Below are 22,052 nucleotides of genomic sequence, written 5' to 3' on the forward strand. Positions count from 1 at the left end.
GCGTCCTCACATCCGGAAGGTGCGGCCCTTGGGGCCAAGCTGATCGGCGATCAGTTTCCACGCGTCGTCCAGCCAATCATTGAGCAGCGCGCGGGTGTCACGCGGGTCGATAATGTCGGGTATGCGAAACTTCTCGGCCGTCAGGAAGGGCGATTCCATGTGGAAGAAATGGCCCTCGATCTCGGCCAGCCGCGCGGCCCTAGCCTCTGGGTCGAGCGCATCGAGCTCCTTCTTGAACGCCGCTTCGGCCCCGCCATCCACCGGGATCGAGCCCCATCGGCCAGAGGGCCAGGCATAATGCAGGTTGATGCCCTGAACCCGGCCGAACGTGCTGCCGGCAAGCCCATAACAGCGCCGTGTGATGATCGCACACCACGGCACCTGGCTTTGCTCGATCGCCATGCAGACACGGACAGAGCCTTTCACCGCACCGCTACGTTCGGCGTCTGGCCCGACGATGGTTCCGGGCTGATCAACCATATGCACAATGGGCAGATGGAACGTGTCACACAGGTCGATGAAGGCTTCCATCTTGGCTGCCGAGGCTTTGGTCATCCCGCCGCCATATTGCATCGGATCGGTGGTGATCACGCCGACTGGGCGCCCACCAAGGCGCGCGAAACATGTAACGATCGAACGACCATAGCCCTTGGTCAGCTCAAAGACCGACCCCTTGTCGAACACCATGTCGAGAATTTTGCGGGATTTGTAGACCTTGCGCTTGTCGCGCGGGATGATCTCGATCAGCGCATCCTCGCGGCGATCCTTGGGATCGTCGCTTTCGATGACGGGCGGCATCTCATAGACGCTCGACGGCAGGTAAGACAGGAACTTGCGCACCATCTCAAAGGCCTCTTCCTCGCTCTTGGCCTCATTGCCCATCACGCCGCTTTCGCGGGTATGGATTTTCGAGCCGCCCAGATCCTCCTTGTCGACCTTGATACCCATGCCGCGTTCCACCACCGGCGGGCCACCGGCAAACACCTGGCTGGTGCCCTTGACCATGACCGAGTAATGCGCGGTGGCCGCCTTAATCGCGCCCAACCCGGCACAGGGGCCAAGCGCCAGGCCGACAATGGGGATCGTGCCCATCATCCGGGCCAGGTTCCATGTCGGATAGGCCGGCAGCTTCGTCGCGGCGTTCTGGTCCAGGATCTTCACGCTGCCGCCGGCGCTTTCGACTAGCCGGATCAGCGGCATCCGCATCGCCTCGGCGTAGTTCTCGGCATAGATCCACTTCTCGGACACGGTCGCCTCGGACGAGCCGCCCCGGATCGTCCAGTCATCCCCGTCGATCGACACCTTGCGCCCGTCGATCGTGCCCGTGCCGATCACCGCATTGGCGGGCGTGACATCGACAAGGTTGTGATCCTTGTCATAGGTCGCCTTGCCGGTCAGCGCGCCAAGCTCGCGGAAGCTGCCTTCGTCGACCAGCATGTCGATCCGCTCGCGCACGGTCAGCCGGCCGGCATCGTGTTGGCGCTTGACCGCCTCTGGGCCGCCCAATGCCCGGGCGATCTCTCGGCGCCTGTTGATCTCGTCAACTTCCTTTTGCCAGCTCATGGTGCGCTCCGTGATGTCTCGTCATGTCCTGTATCCTCCGAGACTACACAAAATAAGATTGTTGACAATAAGAATGATTTGAAAAGAATGATTCCACCCTCCGCACGCAGCCAACCGCTCGCGCGTCACTGGATCATGGAGTCAACCTGATGAGCGAAGAAACGATCGAATCCGAAATCGCCGGAACCGTCTGGAAAATCGAGGTGAAGGTCGGCGACACCGTCGAAGAAGAGGACGTTCTGATGATCCTCGAATCCATGAAAATGGAAATTCCCGCCGAAGCCACTTGCGACGGCACGGTTGCCGAAATCCTTGTGCAAGAGGGCGATGGCATTTCCGAGGGACAGGCGCTTGTGCGCATAACGCCGAGCGAATAGAGTCGGCCCGGCTGCATCTCGCAGGCGCAGGGACGCGGAAATGTATCAACAGACCACAGCACTTCACCGTGCCATGCTTGCCTCGCTCCGACCTTCACTGGCCGGAGGCAGCGAGGCCTTGTCGATCTCCGAGCAGATCGCCATGCAGCTCGCCGACGAGATCGTGAACGAGAAATACAACCCCAATGACCGCCTTCAGGAGATCGGAATTTCCGAACGCTACAAGGTCAGCCGTGGCCCCGTGCGCGAGGCGCTGCGCATCCTGGAAAATGCCGGTCTCGTGACAATCGCGCCCAGGCGCGGCGCGATCGTGACGCAGCTGTCCGTTGAAGAGGTTGCCGATGTGTTCGACATCCGCGCCGTCCTGTCCGGGCTGGGCGCGCGGCGGCTTGCCGAGACACGCAGCAAGGACGACATCAAGATGCTGGAGCGTCAGCTTTCCGAGCTCAAGAAGCTCGCCAAGAAGTCAGGTTCCACGGCGGCGGCGGATTACGTTCATGCCGTGGTCGAGTTCGGCCTGTCGATCAGCGAGGCGTCAGGTAACACGCGCCTCAACTCGTTGGTGACGCTGCTATTCCACCAGACCCTGCGCTATTCGCGCTTGGGCTTGTCCTCGCCCGAGAGGCGGCAGAAATCCTGCGAGAACTGGGCCGAACTGGTCGATCACATCGCACAGGGCCGTGGCGAGGCCGCCGAACAGACGGCGCGCCGCCTTGTCGAGCAATCCAAGGTTCACGCGATACACCTGCTGAAGGAAGAGACCGACGCGGCGACCGGCTAGATCCGGTAGAACCGTTCGGCCGTCCCGATCAGCATGTCCCGGCGCTCATCCTCGGAAAAGCCCGAGATCACCTCGTCATAGGCGCGCCACAGACGCCCGTAGTCCGACATCAGCTTGTCCACCGGAAAATTCGATCCGAACATGATCCGCGCCGAGCCGAAAGCCTCGATGCAATGCAGCGCAAATGGGCGGATGCTGTCTGTCGTCCAGTTGTTGTCGACCATGCCGAAGCCGCTGATCTTCATCGACACATTCGGAAGTTCGGCCAATCGCGTAACCGCTCTACGCCAGCTTTCGATGCTTGTCTCGTCACGTTCAGCAGGCATCAACGCATGGTCGATCACGACGGGCAGATCAGGCAGGCTTTTGGCGATACCCGTTAGCGCCTCGGCCTGATGGTGGTAAATCTGCGCATCAAAGCTCAGCCCCATGTCGCACAGGCGCCTCAACCCCACGGCCCAGTTCGGGTCGACCAGGTAATCCAGCGGTGCGCGGTTGAGTTTCGGGTCGTCGTGGCGATTCAGCACCTGTCGCACACCGCGAAACCGGCCGCTTTCCGCATGCGCGGCCAGCACATCCGCCACGTCGGGCGCCGAAAGATCTGCATAACCTACTATCGCCGTCGGCAGGTTCTCCGAGCCGACTTCACCCGCCACGGCATCAAGCCAGCGCGTCTCGCCGATCGGGTTGGAAAAGTCAAAATTGGCCTGGACATGTACCGATTTGACGATGGTCAGGTCCGCATCCCGCGCATCGGCCAGCAAATCGGCGGGCGTGTAGTTGCGCATGATTGCCGCCGTGTCGCCCCAGCCGCGGTCGCCATGGTCTTGGATATACCAGGGATAGTTCGCGCCGTTCAGCTCGACATCCCAAAGGTGATGATGCGCGTCGATGAATTGCATGGTGTCTCCGCAAGATGCGAGGCCCGCCGGGAGGAAGCGGGCCCCGTGTTGATCCGGCTTACAGCGCGCCTGCCTCCTCGAGAAGCCCGATCAGCGCTGTCTGCCCCTGCTCTTCGAGAATGCGGCGTGCGAGCCCGGGATCATAGGTGCCTTTCACCGCAACCCAGGCTTCGACGGCTCCCTTGGACCATTCCGCGAGCTCGGCTTCGGTCGGAACATAGACGGACACCTTGTCCTGCATCGCGGCGATGGCTTCCTCTTGCCACGCCAGGTCATAGTTCAGTGCTTCGCTGGCGATGTCGGCGGCCACCTTGTCGATGGCTTCCCTGGCCCAGTCGGGCAGTTCGTCATAGCGCTGTTTGCTCATCATGACCGGGCGACCGCTGTACGAGCTTTCCACGCGCGTGACGAACTTGGTCACCTCATAAAACTTGGCCGCCGAAACGAAGACGTCCTGCAAATACATGCCTTGCACCACGCCGGACTGCAGCCCCTCGTAGAGCGAGGCCCAGGCATAGGGAATGGGCACCGCGCCCCAGCCCTGCACCAGATTGAACTCGGTCGGGCTCTTGGTCACGCGGATCTTGAGCCCCTTGAGATCGGAGGGCACGCGAACCTCGCGCTCGGTGTTGACCACGTTGCGGAAGCCGCCCGATGAAACCGTTGCCAGCACGTGAATGCCCATCTCTTCGGCCGCTTGCTTGGCCAGTTCATCGCTCAGCCAGTCGCGCATGATGGTCTCGGCTTCCTGCTGCCCCTTGAACAGGTAAGGCAGGTTCAAGATGTCGAACGTCTTGCCGAACGCGCCCATGTTGCCGGCCGAAACGGTCGTCATGTCGATCTGGCCTAGACCCAATTGCTCCATGCACGCGGCTTCGCTGCACAGCGCGCCGCGCTGGTGAACCTCTAAATCGATCCGGCCATCCGAATACTTCTCGAGGTTCGGTTCGATCACTTCGGTCAGAAGCTTGCCGAAACCCCATGTCGGCTGGCCGGCCACGCCGAAGACCAGCTTGATCTCGGCCTCGGCCATGGCCGCGCCGGCGGTCAGGGCAGCCAGCGCGCCGCCCAAAAGCGTTGCTTTCATCTTTCCAAGTTTCATTTCATCCTCCTTGTCTTTGGTTTGGCGCGCCCTGTGCGCGCAGCCTTATGGAAATTCCTGATCGTCCATGTGCGGGGCCTCATCCAAGGGACGGAACAGCGACAGGATCGACGCCACCAGAATGCCCACGCCCGTGATCGGCAGGATCATCAGCGGATAGGATTTCGGAAGGTTGCCCAACTCCCAATAGGAGCCGAGAATGCGCGAGGCGGCCTCGTATCCCTTTGTCAACAAGAGCAATCCGAACCCGGCAAAGGCCACGGCCCAGAGCTTGCGGAACCAGCGCCCGTAGTGGGCCGGGATCAGCTGATAGAGCGCCTCCATGGCGATGTTGGAACGTTCGCGCACCGCGATGATGAGACCGAGGAAAACCATCCAGACATTCGCGAACATGGCCAGCGTATCGCCCCAAAACGGCGGGTTCAGGAACACGGTGCGCATGACGACGGTATAGGCGATGAACGCCACCATCAGCACCAGCATCGCGCCGCAGATCACCGGCAGGATGCGCAGGATGATGAAATCCGCGCCGTCGGATATACGCTTCAGGACAGGCATCTCACAGGAACCCCAACAAAGCCGGAAGAAAGAGCGTCAGCGGCGCCAGAAAGAGCATCAGCAACAGCACCAGTATCTCGACCGCGAGGAACGGCAGCAGGGCCGCAGCGGATTGTTCGAGCCTGCACCCGGCGATGGCCGTGGCGGTGAAATAGCAGACTCCGACAGGCGGCGTGACCGTGCCCAGGAGGAAGCCGACGACGACCACCAACGCGGCCTGGACAGGTTCGTAGCCCGCGGTCTCGCAGGCGGCGACCAGCAAGGGGCCCAACACGATGATATTCGCCGCTGCATCCATGATCATCCCCGCCAAAAGGATCAGGCCCAACAACATGAGCGCGAAGAAGAACGGCGTTTCTGCGAAGCCGAGCAGCCAGTTCTGAAGCATTTCCAGCGCGCCCAGACGGGCCAGCAACCATGTGAACGGCCCCGCGGCCGCGATGATGACGAAGACGGATGCCGACATCCGGACCGTGCGGTTCAGGGCGGCAAGGAACGAGGCTAGGTCTAAATCACGATAAACCACCGTTCCCAGGATCAGCGCCACCAGCGCGGTGATCGCCCCGGCCTCGACCGAACTGAACCAGCCGCCGAAGATGCCGACCACGAGAATGAGCGGCACGCAGAGCGCCAGCGACGCGCCCCAGGCCGCGCTCAAAAACGCGCGGAACGTGAAGGGCTCGTCGCCGCGCTCATGATCCTTGACCTTGGCGATGATCCAGGCGGTCAGCATCAGCAGCAGACCGATCAGGATACCGGGCAGGATGCCGCCCGCGAACAGCGCGCCCACCGACAGGTTGACCGAACTGGCCAGAACGATCATCGCGATGCTGGGCGGGATGATTCCGCCGATCGTCGATCCGATAGCCGTGATCGCGGCGGCATAGGCGGGCGTGTAACCCTTGCGCTTCATGTCAGGGATCATGATCGTGCCGATGGTCGCAGTGTCGGCCACCGCGGATCCGTTCATGCCCGCAAAGAACATGCTGGCCACGATATTGACCTGCGCCAGCCCACCGCGCATCCGCCCCACGATTACGCGGCTCAGACGCATGATCCGTTGGGTCACCGAAGAGCCATTCATCAACTCGCCCGTCAGCATGAAGAACGGCACCGCCACGAGCGGGAAGTGCGCTATGCCCTCGTACATCTGATGTGGAACAGTCAGCAGCGGCGCGGCGTCGGTCAGCAGGATATAGATGGTCGGCATCAGGATCATCGCCAGCGCCACCGGCGCGCCGAGCAGCACAAGCAAGACAAAACAGACCACGAGCAGAACGATTTCCATCTGGCCCAATCCCTCCCCTTTCAACACGTCTCGCGAAGTCTGCGCCTGCCGCTTGCGAAGTGCCTTTGATGAGCCTAAAGTGGAAACATAAAGATTGTCAACAATATTAGCTCAGAGCCCGACCCGCCGGAAACCAACGCGAGGAACCATGATGAAAGCGCTGATCAGCAAGACCCCCGGAGGCCCCGACAGCCTCAGCCTGGAAAACATCGCAAAACCTGTTCCCGGCAAGGGAGAAGTGCGGATCGCCGTCAAGGCGGTCGGACTCAACTTCCCCGATCTTCTGATCATCCGCGACCTCTACCAGTTCAAGCCCCCCCGGCCCTTCGCGCCCGGCTCCGAACTGTCCGGCATCGTCGAGAGCACTGGCGAGGGCGTCACGCAGCTGAAGGCCGGCGACCGGGTTCTGGCCTTCTCAGGCTGGGGCGGACTGGCCGAGCAGGCCGTGGTTCCGGAAAACAGGGTCTCCAGAATTCCCGACCAGATGTCATTCGAGGACGCCGCGGCCTTCATGATGACCTATGGCACCTCCTATCATGCGCTCAAGGATCGCGCGGGACTGGGCCCGGGGAAAACGCTTCTCGTGCTCGGCGCATCGGGCGGTGTCGGGCTGGCCGCGGTCGAGTTGGGAAAGGTCCTGGGCGCACGCGTGCTGGCGGCGGCATCGTCCGAGGAAAAGCTGCAAACCGCGCTTGATGCCGGGGCCGATGACGGTCTGGTCTATCCGCTGGGTGAGATCAACAAGAAAGAGCTTTCCACGCGCTTCAAGGAGCTGTGCGGCAAATCGGGCGCTGATGTCATCTATGATCCGGTCGGTGGCGACTACTCCGAACCCGCCCTGCGCGCGATCGCCTGGGAGGGACAGTTTCTGGTCGTCGGCTTCCCGGCGGGCATCGCCAAGCTGCCGATGAACCTGCCGCTGCTCAAGGCTTGCAGCGTCACCGGCGTTTTCTGGGGCGCCGCCGTCGAGCGCAATCCCGCGCGGCACGCCGAGGCAACGGCGGAGCTTTTCGACTTTTACGCGGAGGGCAAGGTGAAGCCAAAGGTCGAAGTGATGCAAGGGCTCGAGAACGCCGCAGCTGCGCTCGAGAAGCTGTCGCGGCGTAAGGTGCAGGGCAAGCTCGTCGTCGGCCTGGGCTGAGACGCGATGATGGTAAAGCCCCTGCACGAATTCGACTGCTCCGAGCTCGGCTCCTACCTTGCCGCGCATGTCGAGGGGTTCGGCGCGCTGGACGACATCGAGCGTTTTGGCGGCGGGCAATCCAACCCGACCTACAAGATCACCAGCGGTGCGCGCACTTTTGTTCTGCGCGCCAAGCCCCCGGGCAAACTGCTTGCGTCGGCGCATCAGATCGACCGCGAATACCGCGTGCTACGCGCCCTGTCCGATACACCTGTCCCGGTGCCACAGGTCTATTACCTGAGCGGAGAAGCCAGCCCGCTGGGAACGATGTTTTACGTGATGGAAATGCTCGATGGGCAGATCTTCTGGGACCCTGCCCTACCAAAGCTGGCGCGTGACCGGCGCGGCGGCGTCTACACGCAACTGACTAGGACGCTCGCCGCCCTACACGATGTCGCCCCGACGAAGATGGGCCTGCGGGACTTCGGTGCTCCAGGTGACTACTTCGCGCGCCAACTGGCACGCTGGACCAAACAATATCGTGCCAGCACCGACGCAGAGAATCCTCTTATCAAACAGCTCATCGAATGGCTCGCGGCGCATCAACCCGAAGATGACGGACAGGTCAGCATCGTGCATGGCGACTTCCGGATCGACAATCTCGTCTTCTCCAAAGACGCCTCCCGCGTGATCGGCATTCTCGACTGGGAACTCAGCACCCTTGGTCATCCGATCGCCGATCTGGCCTATTTCTGCATGTGCCTGCGCCTGCCGCAGTCAGGCCTCGTGAAGGGCCTCGGATCGGCAAATCGCGATGACTTTGGCCTGCCCACCGAAGAGAGCATTGTCGCGCAGTATTGTGTGCAGCGCGGGATCGAGCCGCCAGCGTTCTGGACTTTCGCGCTGGCATTTTCGTTTTTTCGTCTTATCGCCATTGCAACCGGCGTACTGAAGCGCGCCCAGCAAGGGAATGCATCAAACCCCAGGGGAGAGGCAGAGACGAGGCGTGCCATTGAAACGTTGACCAAGCTCGCAGGCGAGGTGATTGCAGGTTAGCGTTCTTGCGAAAATGTCTGGGCAAGACTGACCCCACTAGCCACATGCCAATGCTGTTACTCCGAAATGAAACGGCTTTCCATTTCGACTTCCTGTTGCCGCATGAGCTTCCAGGCTGTTTTCATGTGATCCGTCATGATGGCTCGGGCCTTGTCGGCCTCGCCATTGCGTAGGGCAGCGATCAGTTGCTGTTGGTGGTCGCGCCCCTGTTTCCAAAGCTCGATGTTGGGCGGAGAGTAGAGGCGGCGGTAAACCGTCAGATCTGTCAGCAAGTTCACCATGAAGTCGATAACAAACCCGAGAAGTGGGTTTTGAGACTGATTTGCAAGGATAGCGTGAAACCGCAGAGATGCGACATGCTGATCGCGTTCCTCATCAAGCGTTGCCGCGGGTTCGACGTATTCGGCTGTTGTTTTCTCAAGCAGGTCAAGAGTGCTTTGGGACAACTTGCCGGCAAGTGAGGCAGCCAGTTCCGGTTCCAGAGTCAGGCGAAGTTGGTAAATGTCGCCGATGGTCAGGTCCTTGAAATAGAAATAGTTGCCCAATAGAGCCTTGGCGCGCTGTTGGCTGACTTCGTGTACGAAGCTACCGCCGCCGGGCCCGGTGCGGGTCTTGATCAGCCCTTGCGCCTCGAGAATGCGCATCGCCTCGCGGATCGTGCCTTTTGCCATGCCAAAGCGTTCAATCAGCTCGGCCTCGCCGGGAAGGCGATCACCGGCCTGCAACCCCTGCTCCACAACCCAATCCTTGATCGCTTCGGCGACCTGCACGGGGCGGCTGATCTTGGGTTCAGCCTTCGAGCGGGTGGTGGCAGGCGGCAAGTTGATCTTCTCCCATTTCAGTCAGCTTTGGCTCATCGGCTCGGCAAATTTCCGTGGCGCGGGGGCAGCGGCCCGCGAAGGCACAGCCCGGCGGCGGATTGAGCGGATCCGGCAGCTCCGATCCTTTCTGCTCGGGCGCGGTCAGCGGTTTTCCAACCACCGGCGCGCTGTCCGCGAGAAGCCTTGTATAAGGGTGTCGGGGGTTTGCAAAGATATTCTCGGCGCGGCCGATCTCGACCACGGCGCCAAAATACAAGACGATAATCCGATCACTTACGGCCTCGACGACGGCAAGGTCATGGGTGATGAAAAGATAGGTCAGCCCGAATTGCGCCTTCAGGTCCGCCAGCAGGTTCAGCACCTGCGCCTGCACCGACACATCCAGCGCCGAGACCGGCTCATCCAGAATGATGATCCGTGGATTGGCCGCCAGCGCCCGGGCGATACCGATCCGCTGCGCCTGCCCGCCGGAAAACTCGTGCGGGTAGCGGTCAAGAAACTCTTCGCGCAGGTTTACGCTAGCGAAAATCTCGCTGATGCGCTTGTCCCGCTCGGGTTTTTGCATCCGGTAGAGCCGCCTGAGCGGCGCCTCCATCACCTGACATATCGTCTTGCGCGGGTTGAGCGAGCTTTGTGGGTCCTGGAACACATACTGGATCAGCTTGCCGAACTCTGCCGGATCGGCATTGTCCAGCGCGCGCCCCTCGATCTCTATCGAGCCTTCGCTCGGCTCCAATAGCCCCACGAGCATCCGTGCCAAAGTGGATTTTCCGCAGCCAGATTCGCCGACCACGCCGAGCGTCTCGCCGGTGGCCACCTCAAAGCTCATGGGCCGCACCGCACGCACCCCGGGCGGAGCCGGACCGAAGATCGGCTTTTTCAAAGGGAAGGTCTTGGCGAGATTGGTGACTTTGAGCGCGGGCATCAGACGGCCACCTCCGGGTAGAGGCAGCGCACGGCGCGGGGCGCGGTGCCTTTCAGTGTAACATCCCCGGCGCGGCAGTTCTCCTGCGCCTTGTCGCAGCGTGGGGCAAAGGCACAGCCCTCGGGCAGGTTGTCGACTACTGGCGGCAGGCCGGGAATGGCGGCCAATGCGCGCCGCCCGCCCCCCAGCTCGGGCACACAGGCAATCAGGCGTTTGGTGTAGGGATGGGCGGGCGCCTTGAGAACGGCCTGCGTCGGCCCTTCCTCCACAATCCGCCCGGCATACATGACCGCCACCCGGTCACACAGCTGTGCCACGACCCCGAAGTCATGGGTGATGAAGATGATCGCCAGCCCCCGGTCGCGGCGCAGGTCATCCAAGAGCGACAGGATCTGCGCCTGCACGGTGACATCGAGTGCTGTTGTCGGTTCGTCCGCGATAATCACGTCGGGTTCGTTGGCCAACGCCATTGCGATTCCGACCCGCTGGCGCATGCCGCCGGACATTTCGTGCGGGTAATTGTCCACCCGCGCCTCGGCATTGGGGATGCGCACGTCTTGCAAAAGCCGGATGGCACGAGCGCGGGCCTCGGCATTCGAAACCTTGTGATGCGACTGAATCGCCTCGGCCAGTTGCTGGCCGACCCGGTAGAGCGGGTGCAGGGTCGAGAGCGGGTCCTGGAAGATATAGGCCACCCGGTCGCCGCGTTTCTGGCGCAGAGTTTCATAGCGCGCACCGATCAGGTCTTCGCCCTGAAAGCGCACCGCGCCGCCTGTGATCACCCCGGGCGGAGAGGCGACAAGACCCATGACGCTGAGTGCCGTGACGGATTTACCCGAGCCGGATTCACCGATGACACCCAAACATTCACCGGCTTTCACGGCCAACGACACGCCCCCCACGGCCCGGTAAATCCGGTTACCGACATGGAACTGGGTTTCCAGCTCCTGAATGGCCAGAAGGTCATCCGTCTCTTCGGGTATTTCTCCCTGCCGTTCGACCAATGTCGTGGCACGCGGTCGGCTGAGTGCGCCCGAGCGCAGGCGCGGGTCAAGCGCATCGCGAACCCCGTCACCCAGAAGATTGATCGACATGACGATGAGGAAAATCATTGTCCCCGGAACGATCGAGGTATGCGGATGCGAGATCATCGCCGAGCGCGCCTCGCCCAACATCGAGCCCAGATCGGCCTGCGGCGGTTGCGAGCCGAGGCCAAGGAACGATAGGCCCGCCGTTTCAAGGATCATCCATCCCACGGTGGTGGACATGGCAATGACGATGACAGGCAAGACATTGGGCAGCAGTTCGGTCAGGATGATGCGGCCATGCCCCATTCCCGCCAGTCGCGCCGCGTCGATGAACTCGCGTCCTGCGAGGCCCACGGTGATGCCCCGGATGTTGCGCGCGAAGAAGGGCACATTGACGGCCGCGACCGCGATCAGCGCGTTCATCAGCCCGGGGCCAAGCGCGGCGACGATGGCAAGCGCCAGCAGGATATAGGGAAACGCCATCAACATATCGACGCCGCGCATGATGATGTTGTCGGTGCGCCCGCCGAAATAGCCCGCGATGATCCCGATCGCCGAGCCGATGGTGGCGGCGATCAGCGCCGCAGCAATACCGACCGCAAGGCTCAGGCGGGTGCCATGGAGCAATCGGCTGAGCAGGTCGCGGCCCAGATGGTCGGTGCCCAGCAGATGCCCCTCGGTGAACGGGCGTTTGAACCGGTCTGCGGTGGCGGTCACATCCGGGTCCTGCAGCGGCAGGAAGGGCGTGAGCAGAACCAGCAGAAGGATCGCGCCGAGCACGACCGCCCCCATGGCGGCCAGACGGTTGCGGAACAGAAGCTTGAGAAAGAGGTTCATGTCTTGATCCTCGGATCAAGCAGGCTTTGCGCCACGTCCACCGCGATGTTGAACAGAACATAGCAGGCGGCCACGAAAACCACACCGCCCTGCACCAACAGGAGATCGCGCTTAAGGATCGCATCAACCAGCATGCGGCCGACCCCGGGCCATTGGAACACGATTTCGATATAGACCGCGCCCGACAGGACAAAGCCCGCCTGAATGCCAAGCACGGGGATGATCGACACCATCGCCGCACGCAAGGCATGGCCCATGATCACGCGCCGTTCGGGCACGCCCTTGGCGCGGGCGGTGCGGATGTAATCCTGCCGCAAGACCTCCAGCATGGCCGAACGCGCTAGTCGCGCGATGACGCCCGTCGCAACCGCCGCCAGCGCAAGCGCGGGCATGATCAGGTGTTTGAGCAGATCGGGCAGGTCTCCGCCGCCATAGATCGCATACATGCCAGACACTGGCAGCCAGCGCAGGTTCACCGCGAAGAGAAGGATCATCATCATACCGAGGAAGAAGGACGGCACCGAAATGCCGATCAGAACCACGAATGTGATCGCCTTGTCGCCCAAGCCATACTGACGCGCAGCGGAAACCACCCCGGCAAGGATTCCAAGCAGCGCGCACAGGACAAAAGCGGTGCCCGCCAGGATCATCGTGGCATTGAACCGTTCGAGGATTTCGTCAAGCACGGGCCGGTTGAGCGAGAAGGAACGCCCGAAATCGCCGGTCAGCATATTGCCGAGCCAGATGACGTAACGCTGGACCATTGGCTTGTCGAGGCCAAGGTCGCGGTTCAGCTTTTCTACATTTTCAGGGGTGGCGTATGAGCCAAGGATCGCAGTTGCCGGATCGCCGGGAATGAGCGACATGATCAGGAAAACGATGATCGTGATGCCCAGAAGAACGGGTATGGCCGAGATCAGACGTTTAATTATGTAGCCGCCCATCTGTGCCCCCCGACTGGTTTGTTTCCGGGGCCGGCAACAACCGGCCCCGAAACTACAGGATTAGTTTTTCACGACGCCTTGCAGGTGCAACAGGAACGACGGCTCAAGGCCGAAATTCTCGACCCGGTCACTTGTCACAGCGTTCTGTTTCCAGTTGGCCACGAACACCCAAGGAGCATCTTCCTGCACGATGGTCTGCATCTCGCGGTATAGCCGTGCGCGCTCGTCCTGATCAGTCGCCGTACGGGCCGCTTCAAGCAGTTCGTCCACTTTCGGGTTGGCGTAATAGCCCGAGTTGAAGCCACCTTTGTCGGGCCATGCTTCTGACCGAAGCGCCAGATAGGGCAGCGTGTCCGGATCGTTGGTCATCCATGCCATTTCGGCCATGTCCGCTTTGCCCTCGAGCCCCGGGTTCACCTCGCCCAGGAACGTGTTCCATTCGTAGGTTTCGATCTTCACGTTCAGACCCACGGCCTGAAGATCGGCTTGAATGGCGGTGCCCATGGGCACCGGGTCAAGCATGCCCGAACCACCCTCGGTCACGAAAAAGGTCAGTTCCGCACCCTCGGCACCCGCTTCGGCGATGAGCGCCTTGGCTTTTTCAGGGTCATAGGGATAGGGATCAAGCGCCTCGTTGTAAGCCCAGGCAAAGGCCGGCGGCGTCGGACCTGCGGCAACGGTGGCCGTACCTTCCAGCACGTCGTTGACGATCGCTTCCTTGTTGATCGCGTAGTTCGCAGCCTGGCGCACACGCTTGTCAGCAAACGGGCCTTCCTTGGCGTTCAGGATCAGGAACCACACATGCGGGCCGGCCTGTTCGGCGACGCTGAAGCCATCGCCCTGGAACTGACCCAGCGACGTGGGCGGCACTTCGACCATCATGTCGATGCCGCCTGCTAGCATCTCCGCAACACGGGTGTTGGCGTCGGTGATCGGGCGAAAGACCACAGCCTGCGTGCCCGCCACTTCACCCCAATAGGCGTCATTGCGCTCTACCACGACAGCTTCGTTCGAGCGCCATTCGGCAAACTTGAACGGTCCGGTGCCAGAGGGGTTACGCCCGAACTCCTTGCCATGCGCTTCGACCGCTGCAGGCGAAACCATCAGGCCCGTGGGATAGGCGAGGTTCGACAGGAACGGCGCATATGGTGCGTTGAGCGTGAACTTGACCGTCATGTCGTCGACGGCTTCGGTCTTTTCGACCGCACCGAAGAAAAACGACAGCGGGAATGGCCCCGTGTCGTGGAAAGGGTGATTCTCATCCAGCATCCGGTCGAAGTTGAACTTCACCGCCTCCGCGTTGAAGGGCGTTCCATCGTGGAAGCTGACACCCTCACGCAACGTGAAGGTGTATTCGGTGCCATCCTCGCTGATGTCCCAGCCCGTCGCCAGCGCCGGCTCCACTTCGAGAGTGCCGGATTTGTAGCGGGTCAATCCCTCGTAAACATTCACAAGAATTCGAAAATCATTGACCGCGGTCACGGCTGCCGGGTCCAGCGATTTCGGCTCGGCAATCTGGCCGACGATCAACACACCGGGGGGGGTCTGTGCGCTAGCCGATCCGCTCAGCCCCCCTGCGACAAGCGCCGCCCCGACAGCGGCCATCAGGCCGCGGCGGGACCAGGATAATGGTGTCATCTCATGTTCTCCCTGTTGATGCTCTGCACTGATAATTATCATGATAAATTGCAATCGTCAATTTATCATGATAAATGAAGAGGGATTGGCTAAGGTGAGACATGACTTTTTCAATTCTTGCACATGACCCCGAAACCGGTGCCATCGGAGGCGCCGCAGCAACCGGCAGCCTCTGCGTCGGCGGTTGGGTGCTTCGCGGTGATCTGAACGCGGGCATGTCCGCAAGCCAGGGCGCGGCACCCTCGACCTTCTGGGGCGAAGAGGTGCTGCAACACCTGCGCGACGGATCGCACCCCGAAGACGCGGTAAACCATGTTACGTCCAAAGACAGCGGTCGCGCCTACCGGCAGCTTGCCGCGATGGACCTGCTTGGCAATGCGGCCGCTTTTACCGGTTCGGAAAATCAGGACTTCAAAGGCAGTGTCACATTCGCCAGCGGCATCGCGTCAGGCAACATGCTGGGCGATAACTCGGTTCTTGGAGCGATGACCGAGGCCTTTGTCACTTCGGACCTGACTTTCGAGCGCCGCCTGCTGGCAGCGCTCATAGCGGCCGAGGGTGCGGGAAGCGATTTCCGTGGTCTCTTGTCCGCCGCGATGCTAGTGCTGCATCCTGATCGCCCGCCCGTGACCTTGCGGATCGACTACCATCCCGACAACCCGATCGGCGCTTTGGAACAACTCTATCAGAAAGCCACAACTGGCGACTATGCCGATTGGGCCAGGCAGGTGCCAGTTCTGTCAGACAAGGAGCGTATCCTTGACTGACTGGGGCGCACGGGCCCAGGCAATACTGAAAGACCTCGCGGCCTGCTCGGAAGCCGGTCCGGGCGTGACCCGCCTGCCATTTACGTCCGAACATCGCGCGGCTTGCGATCTGCTCCGGTCACATATGGAAGCGGCAGCCCTGACCGTCACTCTCGACGACGCCGGAACTCTGGTCGGCAGGTACGAAGGCCCGCCGGGCTCGAAAACCCTCTTGATGGGGTCACATCAGGATTCGGTGCGGGAAGGCGGCGCTTATGACGGGATAATGGGAGTCGTACTCCCTCTTCTGGCGCTTGCAAAACTGCGCTCGGATGCGGTGCATCTGCCGTTTTCCGTCGAGGCGCTTGCCTTTGCGGATGAAGAGGGCGTCCGTTTTCCAACGGCATTGGTCGGATCCCGTGCGCTGGCGGGAACCTTCGACCCAGCGGTGCTGTCGATGCAGGATGCAAAGGGCGTCACCTTGCGCGACGCGATGACCTCTTTTGGATTGAACCCCGACCGGATCGGCGCACTGAGGCGCGACCCCGCAGACGTGATCGGGTTTGTTGAAACACATATCGAGCAGGGTCCGGTTCTTGAAGACGCGGCGCAGGCCATTGGCGTCGTCACCGCGATCTGCGGGATTGAGCGCCACCAGATCGTGGTAACCGGGGAAACTGGCCACGCAGGCACGCTGCCCATGTCCGGGCGTCGCGACGCACTTGTCGTAGCCGCCGCCATCGTCACCGAAGTTGACCGGTTGGGGCAAACCATCCCCGACCTGCGCGCGACTGTCGGTGCGTTATCCGTCGAACCAAACGTCGTTAACGCCGTGCCGCGCCGCGTGACCCTGACTGCCGAATTCCGGTCGCCTGACGACGCGACCCGCCGCAATACCGGCGCAATACTGCACCGGTATGCTCAGGAACTGGCAGCGCAAAAACAGCTGACAATAAAGGCCGAAAGGACGTATTCCCAGGTTGCCCAGCCATGCGACGGCGCGCTGTCCGCGCAGCTGCTCCAAGCCGCCCGGCAGGCCGAAGAGCATAGCACGCTTCTGCCATCTGGTGCGACCCATGACGCATCTGCCCTGGCCGACCTTTGCCCGATCGCCATGTTGTTTGTCAGGTGCCGTGACGGGGTCAGCCACAAACCCGAAGAATTTGCCTCCGCGGGTGACATGGGTTCGGCGATTGCAGCTCTTGCCGCTTTTTTGCGGACATTGAACCCTCAAACTCACTAGAGCCGGGACCTTTCTAAACTGTATCCCACTGCATGAAGCTACAGGACCAGGCCGGGCCATGTGGTTGGTCGACCTACCCCATATCGCGATCGCAGAATTCAATCTGCAGAGTAGGTATATTTGAAGATCCACTGGAAATGACAAGATTGGTGGTCCGGTTCGGTGAAATGTGTGGCATCACCGAAAGGATGCCGCCGCAAATGCAGTGTATTGCTGCAAGAGCATTGGCGTGTCAGCTCAGGACTGTTTCGTCCGCAAACCAGACTTATTGAGTAGACGATGGCCTGGCGCTGGAGCCACGGGGCCGGAGCGAGTTTACGATCGAAAACACAATCCTTGGCAACAGAGGCATTCAGGGCGCATACCTTACCTACAACTAATAAGGGCGGGGTTTCCCCCGCCCTTTTCATCGAAGCCTCAGCCAGTTAGCTGAACTTCTTGATCTCGCCCGACTTGAGCCGCGACAGGTAGGAGTCGAGCTCTTTCTTGACGATCGGCATCAGCAGATAGAGTGCGATGATGTTGACAACCGCCATGGCAAAGATCGCCGCATCCGAGAAGTCGATGACCGGGCCCAGGCTGGCCGACGCGCCGATCACCACGAAGATGCAGAAGATCACCTTGAACACCAGTTCCTTGGTCTGGCCTTCGCCGAACAGGAAGGTCCAGGCCTTGAGGCCGTAATAGGACCAGCTGATCATGGTCGAGAAGGCAAACAGGATCACCGCGATGGCCAGGATGTACTTGAAGAACGGGAAGGCCGAGGAGAAGGCCGCCGAAGTCAGAGCCACGCCCTTGTTGCCGTCCACGGTCTGGATGGTGCTTGCGCCCTCGTCCAGCAGGTAGAGGCCGGTATTGGGATCGCTGACCAACTGACCGGTGATGATGATCACCAGCGCGGTCATGGTGCAGATCACCACGGTGTCGATGAACGGCTCCAAGAGCGACACGAAGCCTTCGGTGATCGGCTCCTTGGTGCGCACCGCCGAGTGGGCGATGGCAGCAGAACCCACGCCCGCCTCGTTCGAGAAGGCGGCCCGCTTGAAGCCCTGGATCAGCGCGCCGACCATGCCACCGGCAATGCCCAGCCCGGTAAAGGCGCCAGCAAAGATCTGGCCGAATGCCCAGCCGATCATGTCCGCGTTCATCAGGATGATGACCAGCGCGGTGGCCACATAGAGCACGCCCATGAACGGCACGACCTTTTCGGTCACGCTGGCGATGGATTTCAGGCCGCCGACGATCACGGCAAAGACGATACCGGCAAAGATCAGACCGGTGATCCAGCCCGGGAACTCACCCACGACATTGGTGATCTGCGCATGCGCCTGGTTGGCCTGGAACATGTTGCCGCCACCAAAGGCGCCCAGGATACAGAAGATCGAGAACAGGATGGCCAGGAACTTGCCCGCCGGAATGCCGCGCTCTTCGAACCCTTTGGTGATGTAATACATTGGGCCGCCCGAAACGGTGCCGTCTGCATATTCGTTGCGGTATTTCACGCCCAGCGTACATTCGGTGAATTTCGACGCCATGCCCATCAGGCCGGCGAGGATCATCCAGAAGGTCGCGCCCGGACCGCCGATGCCCACGGCAACGGCCACACCGGCGATGTTGCCCAGACCCACGGTACCCGACAGCGCGGTGGCCAGCGCCTGGAAATGGCTGACCTCGCCCGCGTCATTGGGGTCGGAATAGTCGCCCTTGACCAGCGAGATGGAATGCGGAAACGCCCGGAACTGGATGAACCCGAAATAGAGCGTGAACACCGTAGCGGCGATCACCAGCCACATCACGATCCAGGGAAAGGAAGTGCCGGGAAAGGGGCTGAAGATGAAATTGACGAACCAGCCGGTCGAGCTTGCGAAGATCTGATTGACCTTCTCGTCGATGGACTGGGCCAGGACCGGTGCCGCACTCAGCATGGCCACGGGCGCGGCCAGTGCCGCGGCTTTGATGGATGTGTTCATGATATCCCTCGTCTGTTGGCCGTTTACGGCACGATCGTGCAAGGCACGGGGGCGCATTGTGCGAGCGTTCCGGCAACCGAGCCGAAAACACGCGCGGCCAAGCCGCTTTCCCCCTGACGTGCGATGAAGATTTGTGCCGCACCGCTCTTGGTGGCGATGTCACACAGCGTGTCGGCGACCTGCCCATAGCGGATCGCGGTCTCGACCTCGACGCCGCTACTGGCCAGTTCCGCCTTGAGCGGGGCCAGGATCGCGGTTTCGGCGCGCGCCATTTCCTCGGCACGGCGCTTGTGGCGCTCTTCGATCTCGGTCGGGGTCAGGAACGAGTAGGGCGACCATTCCAGAACATGTGCGACGATGATCGAGGCTCCGCCAGCCTTCGCCCGCTCCATGGCGAAGTCGAGCGCCCTGCGGGACGCCGCGCTGCCGTCGTAGCCGACGACGAATTTGGTTGTCATGTCTTCCTCCCTGGGAATGCTGCGCGTCCTTCTGACGCACTTGTAAAGTACACCACAGAACCAGCGATTTGTTACGAAAATTCCTTGCCCGTCGGAAAATTTTCGGAAAAAATCCGAATGTGGGGGCAAGTACGGGAAATTTTCCGATGGATAGCTTGGACAAGAAGATACTTTCCGTCTTGCAGCAAGACGGCCAGATCTCGATGTCGGCCCTGTCCGAGCGGATCGGGCTGTCGTTATCGGCGTGTCACCGGCGCGTCAAGCTGATGGAGGCAGAGGGCATCATCCGCAACTATGCCGCCCAGATCGACCGCCAGACCGTGGGGCTGGAGGTGCAGGTCTTTATCGAGGTGAAACTGAATTCGCAACGGCGCGAAGACCTGGAAGCCTTTGAAAAGGCGATCCTGTCGATGCCCGAGATCCTGGAATGTCACATGATCACCGGCGAGTTCGATTTCCTGATCCGGGTCTGTGTGCATTCCCCCGCCGATTACGAGGCGCTTTACCGCAGCTCGCTGTCGGCGATTCCGGCAGTGTCTCAGATGAAGACGCTGCTCAGCCTGTCGACGGTCAAGGAGTTTCGCGGCTATCACCTGCGCTGACGCCTCCGGGCGTTACCCGTCCCGTCCGGGCTCTGCCGGGTTGCTGGAGAAGAGCGCGATCTTATTGCCCTGCGGATCGCGCAGATAGCTCACATAGAACTGCGGTCCGTAATCGGGGCGAAACCCCGGTTGCCCCTCGTCCGCGCCGCCAGCGACAAGGGCCGCGGCATGCAGCGCCCGCACCTGCGCCTGATTGCTGGCCTCAAAGGCAACCATGGCGCCGTTACCCGCCGAGGCCGCACCACCGTCAAAGGGCGGTTTGACGTAGAAATCCGGAAAGACAGGCGACTGTCCCGGCGCCACCGGCAGCGCATAGCTGAGACCCTCGGGCCCCTCTTTCAGACCATAGCCCAGCGCCGGCAGGAAGGCCGAATAGAACCGTTTCGCGGCAGCGATGTCATCGGCGCCAACAGTGACATAGGCAATCATTGCATCCTCCCTTTTCCCAAGGTCGCGGCGCTTACCCGGTGACCTGTTCCAGCGCCGCCTCGACCAGTTCCGGCCCGGCGCCCGGGCGCACCGCGCCTTCGGACAGCATCCGCCGCCAGCCGCGCGCACCGGGACGTCCGGCAAACAGGCCCAGCATGTGCCGGGTCACCTGATGCAGCCGCCCGCCCGTGGCCAGATGCGCCTCGATATAGGGCAGCATGGCGCGCACCACCGTCACAGGGTCGCTGGCCTCGCCTGTGCCATAGATCAGCGGATCGGCCTGGCACAGGATATCGGCGGGCTGATGATAGGCCGCCCGCCCGATCATCACCCCATCCAGCCCCGCATCCAGATGCGCCCGCGCCGCCGCAAGCGTGTCGATGCCACCATTGATCGAGATATGCAGTTCGGGAAACCGCGCCTTCATCCGGTGCACCAGATCGTAGTCAAGCGGCGGGATGTCCCGGTTCTCCTTGGGACTCAGCCCCTGCAACCAGGCCTTGCGCGCATGGATGATGACCCGCTGGCACCCTGCCCCGGCGATCTGTTCCAGGAAATCGGGCAGCACGGTCTCGGGGTCCTGATCGTCGACCCCGATCCGGCATTTGACCGTCACCTCGACATCGACCGCCGCGCGCATGGCGGCGACACACTCGGCCACCAGCCCGGGATGTTTCATCAGCACCGCGCCGAATGTCCCTGACTGCACCCTGTCCGAGGGACAGCCGCAGTTGAGATTGATCTCGTCATACCCCGCCTCGGCCCCCAACCGCGCCGCCTGCGCCAGCTCCTCGGGGTCCGAGCCGCCCAGTTGCAGGGCCACCGGGTGTTCTTCAGGACTGTACTCCAACAGATGAAGCGCCCCCCCGCGCACCAGGGCCGGCGCGGTCACCATCTCGGTATAAAGCAACACCTCGCGGCTCAGCAGCCGGTGCAGGTAACGGCAATGCCGGTCGGTCCAGTCCATCATGGGTGCGACAGACAGGCGGGCCGCCTTGGAAACCAAGGGTTTTTCTGTCTTTTCAGCCACCATCGTTGAACTTCGCGACCACGTTATTGAACCCTATTTTGCGGGATTTTCCGACGTTTTTCAGTTCTCGGCATACCCACTAGCAGCTTGGCATACGAGAGGCCCATATTATTGGACTGCCAAAAACAAGGAGTGGGAAATAATGGGCACTATCGTAGAGCGCAAGAACAAATCTGGCACCAAGTACCGAGCACAGGTCATCAAGAAAACATGGAGAGGTCGTTCTTCGCAAATCAGCGACTTTCGCGCGAAAAACGACTGCTGCGGCATTCCTTTCTCGCGACCATACTGGTCGCGGTGCGGTGTGCCGTGAGAGCGGTTGCGTCTATTAATATTGTCTTCTCTTCTCCGTGCTCGGCGGCCAAACCGACCATAATTCGCGCGAATATGCCCTTCTCGCTCCAACGCCTCCACCGGCTGGAGAGCCGCCTTGTGTGACCCAAAGCTTCCGAGGCGTCTCGCCAGCGCAATCCATTGCGATTGACAAAGATAATCCCGCTCAATACCCGCCTGTCATCGATCCGGTACTTGCCATGCGACTTCGGGAAAAGGGGCGAGCCTGGCCATTTGCTCGTCGGTACGCCAACAAAGGTCGCTCATGTCACCGCTCCGTTTGCCCGGCCGTGAATCA

At 61.4% G+C, this 22,052-nt stretch carries 22 protein-coding genes and 1 pseudogene; 8 read left to right on the forward strand and 15 right to left on the reverse strand.

Features of this window, described 5'->3' with window-relative positions:
- Window positions 1–6: 6 nt before the first annotated feature.
- A complete protein-coding gene (locus AC2FNY_RS03580) occupies window positions 7–1,563 on the reverse strand; it encodes an acyl-CoA carboxylase subunit beta (protein WP_234136365.1) in 1,557 nt (518 codons plus the stop codon).
- A gap of 149 nt (window positions 1,564–1,712) precedes the next feature.
- On the opposite strand from AC2FNY_RS03580, the gene AC2FNY_RS03585 reads away from it, so the two are divergent.
- Window positions 1,713–1,940 (forward strand): acyl-CoA carboxylase biotin carboxyl carrier protein subunit, encoded by a 228-nt coding sequence (locus AC2FNY_RS03585; protein WP_496801658.1) that lies wholly within the window; start codon window positions 1,713–1,715, stop codon window positions 1,938–1,940.
- A gap of 40 nt (window positions 1,941–1,980) precedes the next feature.
- Entirely contained in the window at window positions 1,981–2,721 is a 741-nt protein-coding gene (locus AC2FNY_RS03590; protein WP_234136363.1) for a GntR family transcriptional regulator, read from the forward strand.
- Here AC2FNY_RS03590 and AC2FNY_RS03595 read toward each other — a convergent pair.
- The 4 genes from AC2FNY_RS03595 to AC2FNY_RS03610 are packed head-to-tail and all read right to left on the reverse strand — an operon-like array spanning window position 2,718 to window position 6,571.
- On the reverse strand, window positions 2,718–3,623 hold the full coding sequence (locus tag AC2FNY_RS03595; protein WP_496801659.1) for an amidohydrolase family protein: 906 nt from the start codon (window positions 3,621–3,623) through the stop codon (window positions 2,718–2,720). The genes AC2FNY_RS03590 and AC2FNY_RS03595 overlap by 4 nt on opposite strands.
- Window positions 3,624–3,681: 58 nt before the next feature.
- The gene (locus AC2FNY_RS03600) at window positions 3,682–4,725 is read right to left on the reverse strand and encodes a TRAP transporter substrate-binding protein (RefSeq protein WP_234166278.1); all 1,044 of its coding nucleotides are present in this window, start codon (window positions 4,723–4,725) and stop codon (window positions 3,682–3,684) included.
- Between the two features lie 45 nt (window positions 4,726–4,770).
- Complete coding sequence (locus AC2FNY_RS03605) at window positions 4,771–5,283, reverse strand: TRAP transporter small permease (protein ID WP_234136360.1); 513 nt, start codon at window positions 5,281–5,283, stop codon at window positions 4,771–4,773.
- Window position 5,284: 1 nt separating this feature from the next.
- Window positions 5,285–6,571, reverse strand: a complete 1,287-nt coding sequence (locus tag AC2FNY_RS03610; RefSeq protein WP_234136359.1) for a TRAP transporter large permease — start codon at window positions 6,569–6,571, stop codon at window positions 5,285–5,287.
- A 151-nt stretch (window positions 6,572–6,722) separates the two neighbouring features.
- Here AC2FNY_RS03610 and AC2FNY_RS03615 point away from each other — a divergent pair, with 151 nt between their 5' ends.
- Window positions 6,723–7,712: an NADPH:quinone oxidoreductase family protein gene (locus AC2FNY_RS03615; RefSeq protein WP_496801660.1), complete on the forward strand. Its 990-nt coding sequence runs from the start codon at window positions 6,723–6,725 to the stop codon at window positions 7,710–7,712.
- 9 nt (window positions 7,713–7,721) lie between these two features.
- Complete coding sequence (locus AC2FNY_RS03620) at window positions 7,722–8,750, forward strand: phosphotransferase (protein ID WP_496801661.1); 1,029 nt, start codon at window positions 7,722–7,724, stop codon at window positions 8,748–8,750.
- 56 nt (window positions 8,751–8,806) lie between these two features.
- Here AC2FNY_RS03620 and AC2FNY_RS03625 read toward each other — a convergent pair whose 3' ends face one another.
- The 5 genes from AC2FNY_RS03625 to AC2FNY_RS03645 are packed head-to-tail and all read right to left on the reverse strand — an operon-like array spanning window position 8,807 to window position 14,943.
- Window positions 8,807–9,520 carry a FadR/GntR family transcriptional regulator gene (locus tag AC2FNY_RS03625; RefSeq protein WP_011048257.1) on the reverse strand — a complete coding sequence of 238 codons (714 nt, stop codon included), beginning with the start codon at window positions 9,518–9,520 and terminating at the stop codon, window positions 8,807–8,809.
- Window positions 9,521–9,539: 19 nt separating this feature from the next.
- Window positions 9,540–10,496 carry an ABC transporter ATP-binding protein gene (locus tag AC2FNY_RS03630; RefSeq protein ID WP_439653262.1) on the reverse strand — a complete coding sequence of 319 codons (957 nt, stop codon included), beginning with the start codon at window positions 10,494–10,496 and terminating at the stop codon, window positions 9,540–9,542.
- A complete protein-coding gene (locus AC2FNY_RS03635; RefSeq protein ID WP_234215901.1) occupies window positions 10,496–12,361 on the reverse strand; it encodes a dipeptide/oligopeptide/nickel ABC transporter permease/ATP-binding protein in 1,866 nt (621 codons plus the stop codon). The genes AC2FNY_RS03630 and AC2FNY_RS03635 overlap by 1 nt, the downstream gene beginning before the upstream one ends.
- A complete protein-coding gene (locus AC2FNY_RS03640; protein WP_496801662.1) occupies window positions 12,358–13,305 on the reverse strand; it encodes an ABC transporter permease in 948 nt (315 codons plus the stop codon). The genes AC2FNY_RS03635 and AC2FNY_RS03640 overlap by 4 nt, the downstream gene beginning before the upstream one ends.
- Window positions 13,306–13,365: 60 nt before the next feature.
- Complete coding sequence (locus AC2FNY_RS03645; protein WP_234176000.1) at window positions 13,366–14,943, reverse strand: ABC transporter substrate-binding protein; 1,578 nt, start codon at window positions 14,941–14,943, stop codon at window positions 13,366–13,368.
- Between the two features lie 101 nt (window positions 14,944–15,044).
- Between AC2FNY_RS03645 and AC2FNY_RS03650 the strand changes: the two genes are divergently transcribed.
- Complete coding sequence (locus tag AC2FNY_RS03650; protein WP_496801663.1) at window positions 15,045–15,710, forward strand: DUF1028 domain-containing protein; 666 nt, start codon at window positions 15,045–15,047, stop codon at window positions 15,708–15,710.
- On the forward strand, window positions 15,703–16,932 hold the full coding sequence (locus AC2FNY_RS03655; protein ID WP_496801664.1) for a Zn-dependent hydrolase: 1,230 nt from the start codon (window positions 15,703–15,705) through the stop codon (window positions 16,930–16,932). The genes AC2FNY_RS03650 and AC2FNY_RS03655 overlap by 8 nt, the downstream gene beginning before the upstream one ends.
- A gap of 425 nt (window positions 16,933–17,357) precedes the next feature.
- Here AC2FNY_RS03655 and AC2FNY_RS03660 read toward each other — a convergent pair whose 3' ends face one another.
- On the reverse strand, window positions 17,358–18,902 hold the full coding sequence (locus AC2FNY_RS03660) for an alanine/glycine:cation symporter family protein (RefSeq protein WP_496801665.1): 1,545 nt from the start codon (window positions 18,900–18,902) through the stop codon (window positions 17,358–17,360).
- 23 nt (window positions 18,903–18,925) lie between these two features.
- A complete protein-coding gene (locus tag AC2FNY_RS03665; RefSeq protein ID WP_234136350.1) occupies window positions 18,926–19,360 on the reverse strand; it encodes a universal stress protein in 435 nt (144 codons plus the stop codon).
- Window positions 19,361–19,506: 146 nt separating this feature from the next.
- On the opposite strand from AC2FNY_RS03665, the gene AC2FNY_RS03670 reads away from it, so the two are divergent.
- Entirely contained in the window at window positions 19,507–19,962 is a 456-nt protein-coding gene (locus tag AC2FNY_RS03670) for an Lrp/AsnC family transcriptional regulator (protein WP_234166270.1), read from the forward strand.
- A gap of 12 nt (window positions 19,963–19,974) precedes the next feature.
- Here the strand turns inward: AC2FNY_RS03670 and AC2FNY_RS03675 are convergent, their stop codons facing one another.
- Window positions 19,975–20,391 carry a VOC family protein gene (locus AC2FNY_RS03675; protein WP_496801666.1) on the reverse strand — a complete coding sequence of 139 codons (417 nt, stop codon included), beginning with the start codon at window positions 20,389–20,391 and terminating at the stop codon, window positions 19,975–19,977.
- 31 nt (window positions 20,392–20,422) lie between these two features.
- Window positions 20,423–21,361 carry a tRNA dihydrouridine(20/20a) synthase DusA gene (gene dusA, locus AC2FNY_RS03680; protein WP_496801701.1) on the reverse strand — a complete coding sequence of 313 codons (939 nt, stop codon included), beginning with the start codon at window positions 21,359–21,361 and terminating at the stop codon, window positions 20,423–20,425.
- Here dusA and AC2FNY_RS03685 point away from each other — a divergent pair.
- Window positions 21,360–21,734: a hypothetical protein gene (locus AC2FNY_RS03685; RefSeq protein ID WP_496801703.1), complete on the forward strand. Its 375-nt coding sequence runs from the start codon at window positions 21,360–21,362 to the stop codon at window positions 21,732–21,734. The two genes, dusA and AC2FNY_RS03685, sit on opposite strands and share 2 nt — an antisense overlap.
- Here the strand turns inward: AC2FNY_RS03685 and AC2FNY_RS03690 are convergent.
- A pseudogene (locus AC2FNY_RS03690) lies at window positions 21,667–22,021 on the reverse strand (transposase); the annotation flags it as partial. The gene AC2FNY_RS03685 and the pseudogene AC2FNY_RS03690 sit on opposite strands and share 68 nt — an antisense overlap.
- Window positions 22,022–22,052 lie beyond the last annotated feature (31 nt).

It is taken from the genome of Ruegeria sp. BHSC223 (assembly GCF_059613025.1).